Source organism: Paraburkholderia aromaticivorans (assembly GCF_012689525.1).
In the GTDB taxonomy this organism is placed as follows: Bacteria; Pseudomonadota; Gammaproteobacteria; order Burkholderiales; family Burkholderiaceae; genus Paraburkholderia; species Paraburkholderia aromaticivorans_A.
Map to the genome: position 1 here is coordinate 1,764,231 of NZ_CP051516.1, position 16,412 is coordinate 1,780,642.

The following is a 16,412-nucleotide window of genomic DNA, read 5'->3' on the forward strand; positions in this document are numbered from 1 at the left end:
TGTTTTCCTTGAAAGCCCATCTCTCGCAGTGCTTTGTTCAATGCATCTCGATGCAAATGAGGGGTCTTTGGGCGAGTAGGGGACGGAAAGACCTAGTGCCCCTTACCGGTAAGTGACTGCAACTCGTTCAGGACGGCGATCGCCTGCTTCGGCAATGGCACGATGTGATCGTGCCGCATTTTCATCCGCTCGGCTTCAACATGCCATTCAGCTGTCTTGAGGTTCGCCTCGTCCCACGGCACTGCGGCAATGACGCCGGGGTGAAGGCCGGTCAGCATGGTGAGCTCGAGGGCGGCGCGGGTAATGGGCGACTTGTAGGCATCGATGGCAAGAGCGAGCGGAGCGATGTCCCCAAGCGTGGTGATCGCTGGTATCTGGCCTTTGTCGTGGCGTGGCTCGCCGCCGCGGAGTGTCAACGCGGCACCATCTTCGCGCAGTCCGTTTTGAACAGCGTACGTCACGATGCCAGCGAAAAACTGCCGTGCTTTGGTCGCGCGATTAGGCGCATGAGAGGCGATTGCTTCGAGTACGGGCTTGACCTCTGGTGTGGCAAGCGTCGAGATGGGCTTGTAGCGGAGCGCGAGATTCAGGTATTCGCGTACGACAAACTCTGCCTTCCGGTAGGTTTCGTCTGCCCATTCCTTGCGTTTGAAGTCGAGCCAGCGCTGGGCCACGAGATGGAAGGCACTTCGGCTACGCGTTTGCGTGCGGTGGACTCCGCCCGGCGATGTTCGACCGTATCGGTGCCTTCGCGTACAAGATTGCGCGCGGTATGGCCGACCTCCGTGCGCAGCCCGCGTGATATCGGAGAGGGGCCGAGACTGAGGAAGTTCTCCCGGTTCGACGCGTCTGGGCATGGCCTAACATCTCGATTCCGTGTACACGCAAAAATCGTCGACGTCAGCGGAACGCAAGGGAAATAAAGAGAACAAAAAACCCCGTAAGACTTTGATCTTACGGGGTTTCTCGAACTACTTCGGCTTACGCCGGAACAACCGTTGGTGCCCAGGAGAGGACTCGAACCTCCACGGTGTTGCCACCGCTAGGACCTGAACCTAGTGCGTCTACCAATTCCGCCACCTGGGCACGTATTCAAGCTAGACCGCTATTTTAGCGTGGTGATACAGCGTGTCAATCCCCACATGCAAACTAACTCGCTTCAATCAAACGCCCGGATATTGCGTGCAGTAAAGCAATGCTTCACCGCTCGACAACCGTCCCGCCAACCACTTAATCCACCAAGTAATCCGCGCTGATAAACAGAATCGGATCATTTGGCTTCACACAAAAAGTAAAGCCGCTCGTAAGCGGCTTTACTTTTGAATCTGGTGCCCAAGAGAGGACTCGAACCTCCACAGTGTTGCCACCGCTAGGACCTGAACCTAGTGCGTCTACCAATTTCGCCACCTGGGCAGGTGATGAACAGCAAAGAACGCTATTATAGCGACAGATTAGAGCCTGTCAAGCGTTTCTCAAAACCCACTTAAACATTGCGACGACTAGCGTGCACGCGCCTCCTGGCAACCGCCCAGCATCTATTGACGGGTCCGCTTGGCGCGCAAGACGGGTGTTAGAATGCCTCGCAGTAGTTCGTTGGCACGGTGCACACGCCCGTCGGACTCAGCCTTGAACGAGCCGGACCCGAGCAGTTTTTTTCTGTGCATTTGCAGGTGCAATTCAAGCGCAACTGAAGCGCAACCAGAGCGCACTGTAATCGCTTCCCAAGCCGAGCCACATCGCGATCGACGTCCATGCAACGAGAAAAAATCATCGACAAGCCCTTGAGCAAATTTCCGTATCCGATTCCAAGCCGCGAGGAAATCCTCGGCGTCCTGCGCACGAGTGAAGCGCCGCTTGCCGCGAACGACATCGCCGAAGCCCTGTCGATCAAGCGCCAGGAGCGCGAAGGATTTTTCAAGCGCCTCGGCGCGATGGAGCGCGACGGCCAGATCCGGCTCGATCAGCGCAATCTCTATCAGCTGACTCATCCGTCGAACTTCGTCGCGGGACGTGTGCAAGGTCATCGCGACGGCTACGGCTTTCTGATTCGTGACGACGGCCAGGACGATCTGTTCCTGCCCACCGCCGAAATGCAGAAGGTCATGCACAACGACCGCGTGCTTGCGCGCATCGTCGGCTATGACCGGCGCGGCCGTCCGGAAGGGCATATCGTCGAAGTCACGGATCGCGCCAACAAGCGCGTGATCGGCCGCCTGCTCAACGAGAACGGCGCGTTAATTGTGGCGCCCGAAGACAAGCGCATCGGCCACGACATTCTGATCCAGCAGAACACCAAGAAGGCCAAAGTCGGCCAGGTCGTGGTGGTCGAGCTGACCGATTTCCCGAGCCGTCATTCGCAGCCGCTCGGCCGCGTGGTGGAAGTGCTCGGCGATATCGACGACCCTGGCATGGAAATCGAAATCGCGGTGCGCAAGTACGGCGTGCCGCACGAATTCAGCCAGGCCGCGCTCGACGAAGCCTCGCGCCTGCCCGACGAAGTGCGCCCGGTCGACGCGCGCCATCGCATCGATCTGCGCGACGTGCCGCTCGTCACGATCGACGGCGAAGACGCCCGCGACTTCGACGACGCCGTGTACTGCGAGCCGGTTCAGGTCGGCCGTGGCGAGGGCTTCCGTCTGATCGTCGCGATCGCGGACGTCTCGCACTACGTACACCCGAAGAGCGGGCTCGACGCCGACGCGATCGAACGCAGCACCTCGGTGTATTTCCCGCGCCGCGTGATCCCCATGCTGCCGGAGAAACTGTCGAACGGCTTGTGCTCGCTGAACCCGCACGTCGACCGTTGCGTGCTGGTGTGCGACATGATCGTCACCGCGCGTGGCGAAGTGAAGGCGTATCAGTTCTATCCCGGCGTGATGCACTCGGCCGCGCGTCTGACCTACACGGAAGTCGCCGCGGTGCTGAAGAACACCAAGGGTCCGGAGGCCACACGCCGCGCCGCCTTGCTGCCGCAACTGCAGAATCTGTACGGCGTCTATAAGTCGCTGTTCGCCGCGCGCCAGAAACGCGGTGCGATCGACTTCGATACGACCGAGACGTATATCGTCTGCAATGCGCAGGGCAAGATCGAACAGATCATTCCGCGCACCCGCAACGACGCGCACAAACTGATCGAGGAATGCATGCTGGCCGCGAACGTCTGCGCGGCCGACTTCCTCAAGCGCAACAAACATCCTGGCCTGTTCCGCGTGCACGCCGGACCGACCGCGGAAAAGCTCGAGAATCTGCGCACGTTCCTGCGTGGCATGGGCCTCACGCTCAACGGCGGCGAGAAGCCGCACGCGAGCGACTACGCCGCGTTGATGGCGCAGATCCGCGAACGGCCCGACGCGCAGATGCTGCAAACCATGCTGTTGCGCTCCATGCAGCAGGCGGTCTACAGCCCGGACAACATCGGCCACTTCGGCCTCGCGTATGAGGCGTATGCGCACTTCACGAGCCCGATTCGCCGTTATCCCGACCTGCTCACGCACCGCGCGATCTACGCGATCCTGCAAGGCCGCAAGTATCAGCCGGAGCCGGCGCAAGGCATCGAACTGAATACGGCGCTGTCGCCGCGCGCTCGTGCCATGCAGCAGGCCGACGACGAAAAGCGCGGCCGTCAGCGCGGCAACAACGTGGCGATCTGGGAAGAGCTCGGTCTGCATTGCTCGGCCAACGAACGCCGCGCCGACGAAGCCTCGCGCGACGTTGAAGCCTGGCTGAAGTGCTACTTCATGCGCGACAAGCTCGGCGAAGAGTACGGCGGCATGGTCAACGGCGTGACATCGTTCGGCATTTTCGTGCAGCTCGATTCGCTCTTTATCGAAGGCCTCGTGCACGTCACCGAACTCGGCTCGGACTACTTCCAGTACGACGAGATCAAGAACGAGTTGCGCGGCGAGCGCACCGGCATTCGTTATCGCTTGTCGGATCGCGTGCGGGTGCAGGTGAGCCGCGTCGATCTCGATGCACGCAAGATCGACTTCCGGCTCGTGCGCGACACGCCGATCAAGCCGCCTATGGTGCGTGGTCCGTCGGCCGACAAGTCGTCCGGTGAAAACGGTGGGGCACGCGTGCGTGCGTTGCCGCCGATGGAAGGTGGCGCGGCAGCGCCGGGCGCGCGCCGCAAGAAGGCTGCGCCCGCGCAAACCGCGGCGGTCAAGGAAGCACGTGCAGCGCGCGGCGCGGCGAAGAAGCACGGCGCCGCGACCAAATCGGCACCGAAGCCGCAGGCACGCAAGAAGCGCTGAAGCCGCCTGCTTGCTTAAACCGCGCGCATCGGGCACATAGCAACGTGCCGGTTGCGCGCGGTCTGCGTTTCATCGCCGTCAAGCATTCGAACACAGCAGCCGCAGCGCAACCATAAAAGCACGCAAAGCACTCAGGTTCGTATTCATCACAGCAGCGCGCCTTTCACGCGCGCTCAATCAAAGGTTGTATCAGTCATGACACGTCTCAAGGTTTTATACGGTTTCCACGCAGTGACCGCACGTATGCGGCATGACGCGTCGACGGTAGAAGAGGTCTATTACGACGCGACGCGCAAAGACCGTCGCATGACCGAATTCCTGCACGCGGCGAAAGAAGCTGGCGTGCGTCTGATCGCCGCCGACGAAACGCGTCTGTGGGGCCTCTCGCACACCGAACGTCATCAGGGCGTGGTCGCGCGTGCGGGCGACATGCCGCTTGCGCAGAACCTGGCCGAACTGCTCGACGGCATCAACGGTTCGCCGTTGATTCTGGTGCTCGACGGCGTGACCGATCCGCACAATCTCGGCGCCTGTTTGCGCGTCGCCGATGCCGCCGGCGCGCACGCCGTGATCGCGCCGCGCGATCGCGCGGTGGGGTTGAACGCGACGGCCGCGAAAGTCGCGAGCGGCGCGGCCGACACCGTGCCGTACATCACCGTGACGAACCTGGCGCGCGCGCTGCGTGAGTTGAAGGATGCCGGGGTGTGGGTCGTCGGCACGGCGGGCGAGGCCACCAAGAGCCTCTACGACACGGAGTTGGACGGTCCGGTGGCACTGGTGATGGGCGCCGAAGGCGAGGGCATGCGCCGTCTCACGCGCGACACCTGCGACGTGGTCATGCAGATCCCGATGGCGGGCACGGTGGAAAGCCTGAACGTCTCGGTGGCGAGCGGCGTGTGTCTGTTCGAAGCGGTGCGTCAGCGGGCGGTGAAGAAGTGATTTCGACCGGCGTCAGCATGCCACTCCGGTAAACTAGCGCTTTTTACTGCTCGCCTGCCTTTCCCATGACTCAAGACGAACTTAAGCAACTGGTCGGCCAGGCCGCCGCCGACTACGTGACCGCCACCGTGCCCGAAGGCGCGGTGATCGGCGTCGGCACCGGCTCCACCGCGAACTGTTTCATCGACGCGCTGGCTGCCGACAAGGCGCGCTATCGCGGCGCGGTGTCGAGTTCGCTCGCCACCACCGCGCGGCTGCAATCGCACGGCATCAAGGTGTTCGACCTCAACGAAATCGATTCGCTGCCCGTGTACGTGGACGGCGCCGATGAGATCGACCACAGCGGCGCGATGATCAAAGGCGGCGGCGGCGCGCTGACGCGCGAGAAGATCGTCGCGTCGGTGTCGGACGTGTTCGTGTGCATCGCGGACGCCAGCAAGCTGGTCGAGACGCTCGGTAATTTCCCGCTGCCGATCGAAGTGGTGCCGATGGCGCGTACCGCGATCGGCCGCCGCGTCACGGCGCTCGGCGGCGTACCGGTGGTGCGCGTCACGAAAGAAGGCGTGCCGTTCATTACCGACAACGGTAATGAAATCATCGACGTCAAGGGTTTGCGTATCAGCGACCCGCGCACGCTGGAAATGCACATCAACGCATGGCCGGGCGTGGTGACGGTGGGCCTGTTCGCCGGCCGTGGCGCGAATCTGTGCCTGCTCGGCACGGACACCGGCGTCGAGACGATCGAGTACAGCAAGGGCTGAGCAACGCTGCCCGAACGTCGCGCGCGGGCCTGGATCGACCGGCTCGCGCGGACATCGAATGCATGACTCGCATCTACACCGCTAGCGCGCGGCTTGCGTGATCGCCTGCGTCATCCGATGCCAATACCGCCCCACTGAAAATTCCGATTGCGCATCGGCCAGCGCCTGTCCCGCAAGACGCTGCGCCAATGCCGGATCGGCACGCAACGTGCCGATCGCATCAGCCAATGCCGTGACATCCCCCGGTTTGTAAGGAATGGGCGAGTGGCGAAGCGTCGATCGTCGGGCGCATAGGAAGGCAAAGTAATGGGCACGCAGGTTCGCAATAGGCGAATGGCGATGCCTGATTATTCGCGAGCTGTCGCGCGTCGAATGTGGGCACCCGCACGCACAGCAGACGTAGCGCCACATACACTCGTTGCTAGGCCTAAAAGGCGTCAATTAAAAAACGAGGGGATCATGAGAGTGGCGATCGTTCACGACTGGCTGGTCGCGCCGGGCGGGGCGGAGAAGGTGCTCGAGCAGATCATCGAGTGCTTTCCCGACGCTGATCTTTTCAGTCTTGTCGATTTCCTCGAAGACCGTAAGCCGCTAGGCGGCAAGCCCGTGACGACTTCATTCATTCAGCGACTGCCGTTCGCGCGACGCCACTATCGAGCTTATTTGCCGTTGATGCCGCTTGCCGTCGAACGACTCGATCTATCCGGCTACGATCTCATTATTACGAGCTCTCATACGCTCGCCAAGGGCGTGCCGGTCAGGCCGGATCAGAGGCTCGTCAGCTTTGTGCATTCGCCGATGCGCTTCGCGTGGGATCGGCAACATCAGTCCCTACGCGAAGCGAATCTGACGCATGGGCCGAAGTCGTGGGCGGCGCGCGCGTTGCTCCACTATCTGCGCCGCTGGGATTCGCACTCGGCGAACGGCGTCGACCGTTTGATCGCGAACTCGCATTTCGTTGCGCGTTGCGTGATGAAAACCTACCGGCGTGATGCAGCCGTGATTCCGCAGCCCGTCGACGTGCACAAATTCGAACTGTGCACGCGCAAGGAAGATTTTTATCTGACTGTTTCGCGGCTGGTGCCGTACAAGCGCATCGATCTGATCGTCGAGACATTCAATGCCACTCCGCACCGCAAGCTGGTCGTGATCGGCGACGGGCCGGAGATGGCGGCGATTCGCGCCAAGGCCGGTCCGAATGTGACGATCCTCGGCTATCAGCCGTTCGAGGTGCTGAAGGACCATCTGCAACGCGCGCGAGCTTTCGTGTTCGCCGCCGAGAAGGACTTCGGCATCGTTGCGCTCGAAGCGCAGGCATGCGGCACGCCGGTCATCGCATTCGGCAAGGGCGGCGCGCTCGAAACCGTGGTGCCGATCGGCGAGGCGCATCCCACCGGCGTGTATTTCGCCCACCAGACCGTGGTGTCGATGCTCGAAGCGATCGATCGCTTCGAGCGTCAGCGCGACCAGATCACGCCGGCGGCATGCCGCGCGAACGCGGAACGCTTTTCGCCGGCGGTATTCCGGCGCGCGTTCATGGCCGAGGTCACGCGGACGATCGCCGCGGCGGGGCTGCGTCACCGGATTGGAACAATGGAGCGGATCGAACCCGATCGGGCCACCCAGAGTCTCGGTTGGCCCGGCGAGCCGGCGCAGAAAAGCAGTTGGGGCTGCTGACGTGGTCGAAGGTGACCACGTCAGCGGTTTCCGCATGTTGGCGGGACGACGCTGAGCAGTGAGCGGGCGTCTCATTATTCGCGTATTGCGAACTTCGCAACTTGCGAATAAAATGCTTTCGTCGTACCGCGGTAAGCAGCAAATAGCCGTTCGGACTATGCCGTCCGGCCGGCTATCGATGTCGAACCGTCCCGTTTAGCCTTGCAGGTAGAGCGCGCATGTTTAGCGCGCGAACACGTGCGAGGAAATCCGATGCGGGTCATTTCAAAGAAAGCGTGGCTGGACTTCATAAAGCGACATCCGGGGGCGGGCAGTGCGCTATTGACGTGGTATTCACTGGCGCAGGCATGCCTCGCGTATGGCTATAACGACCTGAAGCAGACGTTCGCCGGTGTGGACTACGTGCTGCCTCAATACACGGTTTTCGACGTGGGCGGCAATCGGTTCCGGATCGTTGCGGCGATTCACTACAACAGGCAGTCGCTATTTCGTTCGTCATGTACTGACGCACGCGGAATACGACCTTTGGACGAGGAAGAATCTAAACTCATGAATGCCGATCGCCTTCCGGGAGCTTTTCCCGACATCGCTCAAACCTGGGCCGCGCTGCAAACGCAGTTGCCGATCACGCCCATTCGCAACGAGCAGGATTACCAGACCATGGTGCGGCTCGCCAACTCGCTCGCTGATCATCTGAACGGCAACGAAGAGGATCCGCTCTCGGATCTGTTCGCGATCGTGACCGACCTGATCGAAAGCTGGGAAGCGCATAACGTGACGATTCCAAAAGCGGAACCACGCGAGGTATTGCGGCATCTGCTGGAAACGCATGGACTCAGGCAGAAGGACCTGATAGGTATCGCGTCACCCACCGTGGTGAGCGATATTCTCGCGGGCCGCCGCGCCATCAGCAAGAAGGTGGCCAAGGCGCTGGCCGTTCGTTTTCATACCGACGTCAGCGCATTTCTGTAAAAGCCGCGCAGCGCCGGGCTTGTGCCGCGCCGTATGCGGTGCTGACCGGCAAGCTTTCTCGTTGCTCACCTCGTCCATTCGACACCGCGCCGGCGGCATGTTTCAGGCCGTCGGCTTCGGTGCTTGCCGCATTGGTGTCGCTGCTGTTTTTGCCGCGCGAGTCACGCGGTAGGTCGGGGCGATCACGGAGACTTCCACGAACGGTTCCCGCATTGGCACGATCAGAATGCGTTGCGGCCGACAAAGCCCTTGAAGATCGTGATGAACACGATCTTCATGTCGAACCAGAACGACCAGTTATGGATGTAGAAGAGATCGAACTTGACGCGCGCTTCCATCTTTTCCACCTTGTTGGTGGCGCCGCGATAACCGTTGACCTGCGCCCAGCCAGTGATGCCCGGCTTGATCCGGTAGCGGTGCATGTAGCCGTACACCTGATCCTTGTAGAGATCGTCGTGTTCGACCGCATGCGGACGCGGGCCGACCACGGACATTTGCCCGAGCAGCACGTTGAGAAACTGCGGCAGTTCGTCGAGACTGGTGCGGCGCATGAAGCCGCCGAGCTTCGTGACGCGCGCGTCGTTGCGCGAGGCCTGAGTGAGCTGGCCCTGCGCTTCGTGATGCACGGTCATTGAACGGAACTTGTAGATCGCGAACGGCTGGCCGTCCACGCCCTTGCGCGTCTGACGAAAAAACACTGGCCCCGGCGAGCCGAGCTTGATGCCGATCGCGAGCACCACGAATATCGGCGCCAGCGCGAGCAGCGCGGCCGCTGCGAACAGGCGGTCGAAGATCAGCTTGGGCCACATCTGCGGCGACGAGAAGGGTGTCGCGCTGAGATTCAGCGTCGGTAAACCGACGACATCGACCAGCGCGTGATTGAAAAGCGAGAGGCTGCGTACATCGGGAATGAAGCGCAGATTCACGAAGTCATGCCGGAACATGCGCGTGAACCGATAGATCGTGTGTTCTTCTGACAGCGGCAACGCGAGCCACACTTCGTTCACGTGATCTTCGCGCACTTTGGCGGCGAAGGCGTTCAGATCGGTCAGGACCGGCAGGCGGTTCAGACGCGCGCCGTACGTGTCGGCTGCTTCGATACTGGCGTCGCAGCTCGTATCAAGCACGCAGACCGGTTTGAAGCCGGCTTGCGGCGCATGTTCGAGATGGGCGAGCAGCGTGCGCGCGAAACCCGGTGCGCCGACGATCGCGACGGTGCGGGAATTCATCCCGCGACGCCGCACCATGCGCAGCACCGCATGCACGAGGCACTTGGTAACGATGATCAGCGCGCCGGAAATCAGCGTCGAGTAACCGAACCACAAGCGCGACACCGCATCCATGCGATGTAGCGTGAACGCAAGCACGAGCGCGGTGAAGACCACCACCATCCACGCGGCCGCCACTCTTGCCAGCATCGAGGGAAGCGGTTTGCCGCGCCAGGTTTCATAGACCCCGAAGCCGGGGAACAGCAACAGCAGGAGGACGCAGTTAAAGGCAATCAGAAGGCGTTCGGTGTCCGACAGCGCAATCGGCGTCGAGAACCGCATCCAGTGAGCGAGCAGCCCTCCCGCAATCACGAAGAGTACGTCGAGGAATCGCGCAGTATTCCTGAACATATTTGACTCTATTCATTAGTCAGACGAACCAGCACTTTACTCGACAGTTTCAGCCTGACGCAGACGCGGCAGAAGGCGGTCGAATTCGCGCTTGACGAGGCCGTAGCATTCGCAGGCGCGTGCTTCGAGTCCTTTACGGTCGAGCACCTTGATGTGGCCGCGGCTGTGATGGATCAGGCCTTCGTCGTGCAACTTGCCGGCCGCTTCGGTAATGCCTTCGCGGCGCACGCCGAGCATGTCGGCGATCAGTTGCTGGGTCACGGTCAGATCGTTCGACGCCACGCGGTCCACTTCGATCAGCAGCCAGCGGCACAGTTGCTTGTTGAGCGCGTGATGGCGGTTGCAGGCGGCGGTTTGCGCGACTTGCGTGAGCAGGGCGTGCATGTACAGCAGCATCAGGCGACGCAGGAAGTCGGAGCGGGCAAATTGCTGCTTGAGTGCCTGTGCGCTCATGCGGTAAGCGAAGCCGGCGCATTGCACCTGCACGCGGTTCGGCATGGTTTCGCCGCCCGTGAGCACCGGCACGCCGGTCATGCCTTCGCGGCCGACCGCGGCGATTTCGACCGAACTGCCGTCTTCCATCGTCGAGAGCATCGAGATGATCGCGGTGGTCGGGAAGTAGACGTGATGAATGCGCTGACCGGAGTCGCACAGCAATTGCTCCGTGCGCAGATGAACCAGTTCGAGATGGGGAGCCAGCGCCTGCCATTCATGGGACGGCAATGCGCCGAGCAAATGGTTACCGTGCAGATCGGATTGAAGTGTCAACATGATCGGTCCTCGCGTGAAAGTCGCGCTCTGCGTGACTTTCTGTTTTTAATCCGATGCCTGCATCCCTTTAAACGACCTGCTGCCTGGCGAGCAGCGAAGGAACAGGACCGGCCCCGTATTGGCCTTTGTTGCGCCGCCGCCGTTGTTGTGGGTCTCTCTGCGGTGACGCGGTGTTGCACTCTTCTATTAGCGAGGAGCGTGCCAGCGGGAGCGAAAACGAGGACTGGTGCGGGGTAACGCACCAAGGCTTAGCGCCGCGCGAAGCCAAACGTGACTTTTTGTTTCAAATCTGCACAACGTCCTCGCGACCGGCGAGCGCCCAGCAGGCTCTTCCTGTTCCGCTCAAGTCCTTGATGGAATTGGGTTGGCGGGTGCTGGGAGGGGCTCGACGGCACGTGTCTCACCGTTGAATCAGCCCCTCGATGCACGTTCTCACGCGGCGTCCGGGATGTGCCGGAATTGATTCAGATGTGTTCAACACGCTTGGTTCGGTGCCGCACGGATGATGATTTCGGCGAGCTCAAAAGTCTGAGAAAAACCAACAGTGATTCCGCAGACCAGACAGGTCGAGACGCGCAGCGCGAGGTTTTACGCGCGTTGCGAAGGGGTGACTAGATCAGGGAGACCGTCAGCCGTAGAAGATGGCGGATATCGCATTGACCGCGCGAACTTCGCCCGCGGGTGCCGCGTATGTTGCATCAGCTTTAAACACGCCATTCGATGCCTGTGCAGTGAGTCTTTCCTGCGACACGAGCGCGATGAGCGGCACGATGCATGGCCGGTTCGGCGGCAGATGAAACCAGTCGCGCGCGGCCCTGTAGTGTGTGTCAACGATATGAACGAAGCGCACAAAACGCTTCGCTTCGATCACGAGTTGCCAGCCGTCGCCGTTGCGCTCGACGGTGACCGTCAAGCCCAGATCGTGGCGCTCGCTCACGCGCCGCTCCGGCAGATGAAACGCTTCTGCAACGATCTGGCCGCTCGCTAGGTCGCGCAGCGTGGCGATCGTCACGTCGTGGGCGCGCGGGCCGAAGCGGTACGCGTGGGTGAAATCGAAGAACTGGCCAAGGCATGCGGCCGCATTGAGACGCTGCACGCTGTGCGGCGCCAGTTCGACTTCGCGGCTAACGGAGGCAAGCTTGACGCTGCCGTCACGCAGGCAGACCAGTTCCAGTTGCGCGCGCAACGGCTGCGCACGTTCGTTTAGCAGATGAATATCGAGGCCGTTGAGGCCCTCGTCGGTGATGACGGCCTGAATGGGTTGCAGTGCTTGCGCGAGGCCGTGCAGGGCGCTTTTAGGCCGTCCTGTGGCGTCGATCAAGCCCCAGCCTGCGCCGGGGCGCAAATCCTGAAGCTGCCAGACCAGCGCGCCACCGCAGGTGGAACCGGCGCGGCGCCATTCGGCGAACACGTCGCCCATCAATTCGGCAACCACCGCGCGCGACAGGTCCAGATAACGCTCGGGGTCTTCGTAGCGCAAGCGTGCCGGCTCGACACCGTATAACGTCTGCAGATAGTGGTCGCGCACATCGTCGAAATCCCAGCCGGCGCCGGGGTCGCGCGGCACCGCGGCTTTCCAGCGCGGATCGTGCAGATGAATCGTGCCGAGCGCGTCGTGCAGCGTGGCGTCGTCGGGCACGTTGGCGAAGGCGAGGCATTCGGCGGCGAAGCGCACCTGCGAGCGGCGCACGTCGTCGAGCGGACGCTGATACGCGCCTACACCGTAGTAGTGAGTGATGCCCTCATTAGTTGAAAACGGCCACACGCCCCCCGAGGGCGAGTTGCCGACATACGGCACGTCGGACCGTTCGCGCGCGACGAGGGCGGGCAGTTGTTCAGTAAAGAGTGATTGCGCGCGCATCGAAGGCGGCAGGCCGAACATGGCCGCCTGCTGGTCGACCTCGCTGCCGCCGCACAGCACCGCGAGTGAAGCGAAGCGTCGGGTGCGCGTTAAAAATTGCGTGGCCTCGCGCTCGATCGATGCGCTGAATGCGGCATCGGTCGGATAGTCGAAATTCGCCAACGCGAAGTCTTGCCAGACGAGCATGCCGTATTCGTCGGCGAGCGCATAAAACGCGTCGGACTCGTAGACCATCGTGCCGCCCACGCGCAGCATGTTCATGCCCGCATCGCGAGCCAGCGTGAACGCGTGGCGCAGTTGCGCCTCGCTGCCGGCGAGCGTGACGAGGTCCGCGCTGGTCCAGCATGCGCCTCGGCAGAACACCGGCAAGCCATTCAGGCGCAACGCGAAGCCCATGCCGTCCGCGCCATGGTCCACTTCAATACTGCGGAAACCGACTGAACCCAATGCGTGAGATGTCGCGTGCCCGTCATCAAGCTGCAACGTCAATGGATATAAAGTGGGCTTGCCGTGCGTGTGCGGCCACCAGCGCTCGGCACCCGGCACGCGTACGCTGCCGGTCAGTGTATATGCATCGCTCCATTGCAAAGACGAAACAGCATCCCCGCATTTAAGCGAAGCGCGGCAGGCCGCGTCATCGTGCGGATGAACGAAACGTAGCGTGAGCGAAACAAGGCCGTCGTCGTGATCGAGCCGGCTCGACACGTCGACGGTATCGAAAGCGTGCGGCGCGTCGCTCAGTAGCTCGACCGGACGCCATGGGCCGACCGCCTGCACCGAAGGACACCAGCCGGGCATATGGCCGAGCAGGGTGGTGCGTACGTTGCGCAAAGTGGGCGGCGATACGAGCCGTGGCCGCCAGCGCGCGCGTGAACGTTTCGCCGTCAACGCCGGGGTGAGAGAGCGGAAGCACAGCGCGAGCGTCGCGCTGCCGGTCAGTTCGATGTCCAGATCGTGCGCGACGAACATCGAATCGGAATCGAGGCGCTTGACGCCGTCGAGCCAGACTTCGGCGACGGTGGCGAGGCCATGCAGACGCAAACGGCGTTGGCCGGTGCCTTCGAGTGCGAGGCAATACCAGTGGTCGTCGAAGGCGAGCGGCGGTGGATGCGCGATGTCCAGCAGACCTGCGGCACGGCGCGCGCTCGCGACGGTGCCGGGCACTTGCGCGGCGAGCCAGCCGTGCGTGGGTAAATCGGCGGGCGACGTGCACGCGCCCGCGGGCGTGCTGACACACTGCCAGCCGGTGTCGAGGCGCCGCGGCCAGAGCGTTTGCGATGCTTGTGCCGATGTGACATCGACATCGGTTTGCGCGGCCTCGTCGGAAGTGGTCGCGAGCACGCCGCTCGCGCCACCTCCATCAGGCACCAGGTCTATCGTCAGTGCATCCACGGCAAGTTCCAGAGAAGTCCGCGAGGCCGCGCGCGGCGCGTCAAAGCACCAGCGCGGCGAGCGGCGGCAGCGTCTTTTCGTAAGCGCTTTCGAGCACGTCGAAGCAGTCTTCGCACAGATCGCGGCGCCCCCGGGTAATCGCCCGCACGAGCCGGAACTGCATCACCATCGACTCCGACGCGATGTTTTGCGCCGCTGCCGGAATCGATGCAGGCACCTCGAAGCCTTGCGCGGAGAGCCACGTCAGATACTTCGAGAGAAACTCGAAGTTCGCGCCGAGTTGCCGCATCAGGTTGAACGAGTACGGGTGGAAGAACTTTTCGCCACGTTCGAGCAACGTCTCGAGATGCGCGGGAAATGCAGCACGCCACTGAGAAATCGGATTGCTGAGCGGCCGGCGGCCCAAGTGCGCGCACAGCAGTTCCGCTGACGCTTCGGCAAGCGCGGTGCCTTCGAGCGCGGGCCGCGCCTGCTTGGCGAACTCCACATACGGAAACAGCAGATCGGCCTGCTGCTGGAACTGCGGCAGCTTGCGGAACACGCCGTCGTAGTCTTCACCGTCGAGCAGGTGATAGCCGGTGTTGTGGAAGTAGCCGAGACGGCGCGCGTCCGGATCGATGAAGTCGATGCCCACCGTGGTCTTCGGATGCTCGCGCCGGTACGACGTGGCGCGCGTATTCGGCAGGTAATAGCCGTCCACTTCCACCAGCACGGTATGGCCGCGCAAGGTCTGCGCGAGCACGCGTGCTTCGAGCGAATCGTAGATGGCCAGTTCCTGCACCTGGGTGCCGTAGAGCCGTTCGAGGTCTTCGAGTGGAAACTTGAAGAACGTGAACTGGTCGCCTTCGAAATCCTGAGTGACGGTAAAGCCGAGCGCCGCGCGCGGCTCGAGCCCGAAGCCGTGCAGCAGTTCGATCCACAGATCGACGTAGCAGTTGGTCTCCTGCCATACGCGCTCGCCCTGATGCAGCGCATGCGGTGCATGCTCGCGCAACCGCACTGCGGGTGCGGCAACGGCGCCGCCCGCAGCGGGAAGATCGACGTGGCGGTTCAGCGGAAAAGCGCCAATCGCGCCATTCGGCACGGGTGTCAGAGACGGATTCATACGCGCTCTCCGGAACCTTGCGCCGTTTCGGTGGACGCCGTTTGCATGGTTTCGATGCCATGCGCCACGCGCGCTTCGGTATCGCCCCACAGCAGCGCGCGCACGTCGTCCGGCCACGCGTTCACGTCGAGCCCATGATGACGGAACAGCGCGAGTGTGATCCGTTCCATGCCGAAACCGACACAACCCGTATGCGCGATCGCGCCGTCTTCGCACTCGATCTTCCAGATCGCGCCGAAGTGTTCCATGTGATAGTTGAACGACAGGCAGGCCGTCTTGCCGCGCGGATCGGCCACCGGAATCAGTAGTTCGAACTTGAGCGCCTGGGCACGCTGGCTATCGGCGACGATCTTGCCGCCGCGGCCGAAGAACGGGTCGTTGGCGAGATCCACTTCGACCGGCAATTGCAGCAGTGTCACCAGCAGCGAGCCACGTTCGATCCACATCTGCCGGAACGCCATCACCTGTTCGGCGTTGCCGAGGCGCACGTATTCGCGCTGGCGGAACATCTGCATGCGGCCGGGATCGAGCGACGGTTCGTGACGGAAGCAATACGACAGCACATCGATCGTGCGGCCGCCGGCGGGCAACGGACCGCGCCGCGCCATCACCGGATAGATCGGATAGCAGGCGGCCGGCGTGAGCACGACACGAGTCGGCTTCTGCTGCGCCATCCAGTCGTCGCTGCGATCGTCGTCGCGTTCGGTCATGGCGTCGTCGAGCGCGCGCAACAGGCGTTGGTGGCCCATGTCGTTGCCGCAGAACGAGTGAATCGTGCCGGCCAGATTCGGGAAGCTCTTCAGATACTCGCTGTCTTCGAAGTCGGTGCGGCGCATGGCGGGCGGAAAGCGCAGCAGTTCCGGCTGCTGGTCCGCGCCCAGATGCGTGATCGCCACGTTCAGGCGGTCCACCACGTCTTCGAAAATCTGGCTGCGGCCATACAGGCCGTTTTCGCCGGTGTCGATCAACAGGCCCGCGGCCAGCAGTTCATCGCGAAAGCTCGGCGCTTCGGCTGCCTGAGCAGCGGCGGCAAGGGCGGCGGTATCGGTCATCGTGTTCATA

At 62.3% G+C, this 16,412-nt stretch carries 12 protein-coding genes, 2 tRNA genes and 1 pseudogene; 6 read left to right on the forward strand and 9 right to left on the reverse strand.

Features of this window, described 5'->3' with window-relative positions; genetic code table 11:
- Positions 1–92: 92 nt before the first annotated feature.
- From HF916_RS35760 to HF916_RS35770, 3 genes are all read right to left on the reverse strand, one after another.
- A complete protein-coding gene (locus HF916_RS35760; RefSeq protein WP_240975814.1) occupies positions 93–674 on the reverse strand; it encodes a tyrosine-type recombinase/integrase in 582 nt (193 codons plus the stop codon).
- A 325-nt stretch (positions 675–999) separates the two neighbouring features.
- Positions 1,000–1,086: transfer RNA gene (locus tag HF916_RS35765), tRNA-Leu, on the reverse strand.
- 240 nt (positions 1,087–1,326) lie between these two features.
- Positions 1,327–1,413: transfer RNA gene (locus tag HF916_RS35770), tRNA-Leu, on the reverse strand.
- A gap of 338 nt (positions 1,414–1,751) precedes the next feature.
- On the opposite strand from HF916_RS35770, the gene rnr reads away from it, so the two are divergent.
- The 3 genes from rnr (at position 1,752) to rpiA (ending at position 5,953) form a co-directional block, all read left to right on the forward strand.
- Positions 1,752–4,253 (forward strand): ribonuclease R, encoded by a 2,502-nt coding sequence (gene rnr, locus HF916_RS35775; RefSeq protein WP_168793509.1) that lies wholly within the window; start codon positions 1,752–1,754, stop codon positions 4,251–4,253.
- A 195-nt stretch (positions 4,254–4,448) separates the two neighbouring features.
- A complete protein-coding gene (gene rlmB / locus HF916_RS35780) occupies positions 4,449–5,192 on the forward strand; it encodes a 23S rRNA (guanosine(2251)-2'-O)-methyltransferase RlmB (RefSeq protein WP_168793510.1) in 744 nt (247 codons plus the stop codon).
- A 65-nt stretch (positions 5,193–5,257) separates the two neighbouring features.
- Positions 5,258–5,953 (forward strand): ribose-5-phosphate isomerase RpiA, encoded by a 696-nt coding sequence (gene rpiA, locus HF916_RS35785; protein ID WP_168793511.1) that lies wholly within the window; start codon positions 5,258–5,260, stop codon positions 5,951–5,953.
- 81 nt (positions 5,954–6,034) lie between these two features.
- Here rpiA and HF916_RS35790 read toward each other — a convergent pair whose 3' ends face one another.
- Positions 6,035–6,181 (reverse strand): hypothetical protein, encoded by a 147-nt coding sequence (locus HF916_RS35790; RefSeq protein ID WP_240975815.1) that lies wholly within the window; start codon positions 6,179–6,181, stop codon positions 6,035–6,037.
- Between the two features lie 231 nt (positions 6,182–6,412).
- On the opposite strand from HF916_RS35790, the gene HF916_RS35795 reads away from it, so the two are divergent.
- The 3 genes and pseudogenes from HF916_RS35795 to HF916_RS35805 all read left to right on the forward strand — a co-directional run bounded on the left by HF916_RS35795 (position 6,413) and on the right by HF916_RS35805 (position 8,602).
- Positions 6,413–7,630, forward strand: a complete 1,218-nt coding sequence (locus HF916_RS35795) for a glycosyltransferase family 4 protein (protein WP_168793512.1) — start codon at positions 6,413–6,415, stop codon at positions 7,628–7,630.
- 252 nt (positions 7,631–7,882) lie between these two features.
- Positions 7,883–8,059 (forward strand): annotated as a pseudogene (locus tag HF916_RS51140) (type II toxin-antitoxin system HigB family toxin); the annotation flags it as partial.
- Positions 8,060–8,179: 120 nt separating this feature from the next.
- Positions 8,180–8,602, forward strand: a complete 423-nt coding sequence (locus tag HF916_RS35805) for a helix-turn-helix domain-containing protein (protein ID WP_168793513.1) — start codon at positions 8,180–8,182, stop codon at positions 8,600–8,602.
- A gap of 221 nt (positions 8,603–8,823) precedes the next feature.
- On the opposite strand, the gene HF916_RS35810 is transcribed toward HF916_RS35805, so the two are convergent.
- From HF916_RS35810 to HF916_RS35830, 5 genes are all read right to left on the reverse strand, one after another.
- Positions 8,824–10,221: an undecaprenyl-phosphate glucose phosphotransferase gene (locus HF916_RS35810; RefSeq protein WP_168793514.1), complete on the reverse strand. Its 1,398-nt coding sequence runs from the start codon at positions 10,219–10,221 to the stop codon at positions 8,824–8,826.
- Positions 10,222–10,257: 36 nt separating this feature from the next.
- Positions 10,258–10,992: a Crp/Fnr family transcriptional regulator gene (locus tag HF916_RS35815; RefSeq protein WP_006048767.1), complete on the reverse strand. Its 735-nt coding sequence runs from the start codon at positions 10,990–10,992 to the stop codon at positions 10,258–10,260.
- Positions 10,993–11,620: 628 nt separating this feature from the next.
- A complete protein-coding gene (locus HF916_RS35820; RefSeq protein ID WP_168793515.1) occupies positions 11,621–14,245 on the reverse strand; it encodes a glycoside hydrolase family 2 protein in 2,625 nt (874 codons plus the stop codon).
- Positions 14,246–14,285: 40 nt separating this feature from the next.
- Entirely contained in the window at positions 14,286–15,350 is a 1,065-nt protein-coding gene (locus HF916_RS35825) for a DUF1839 family protein (protein ID WP_168793516.1), read from the reverse strand.
- Complete coding sequence (locus tag HF916_RS35830) at positions 15,347–16,411, reverse strand: amino acid--[acyl-carrier-protein] ligase (protein ID WP_168793517.1); 1,065 nt, start codon at positions 16,409–16,411, stop codon at positions 15,347–15,349. Before HF916_RS35830 ends, HF916_RS35825 begins: the two co-directional genes overlap by 4 nt.
- Position 16,412: the final 1 nt, after the last annotated feature.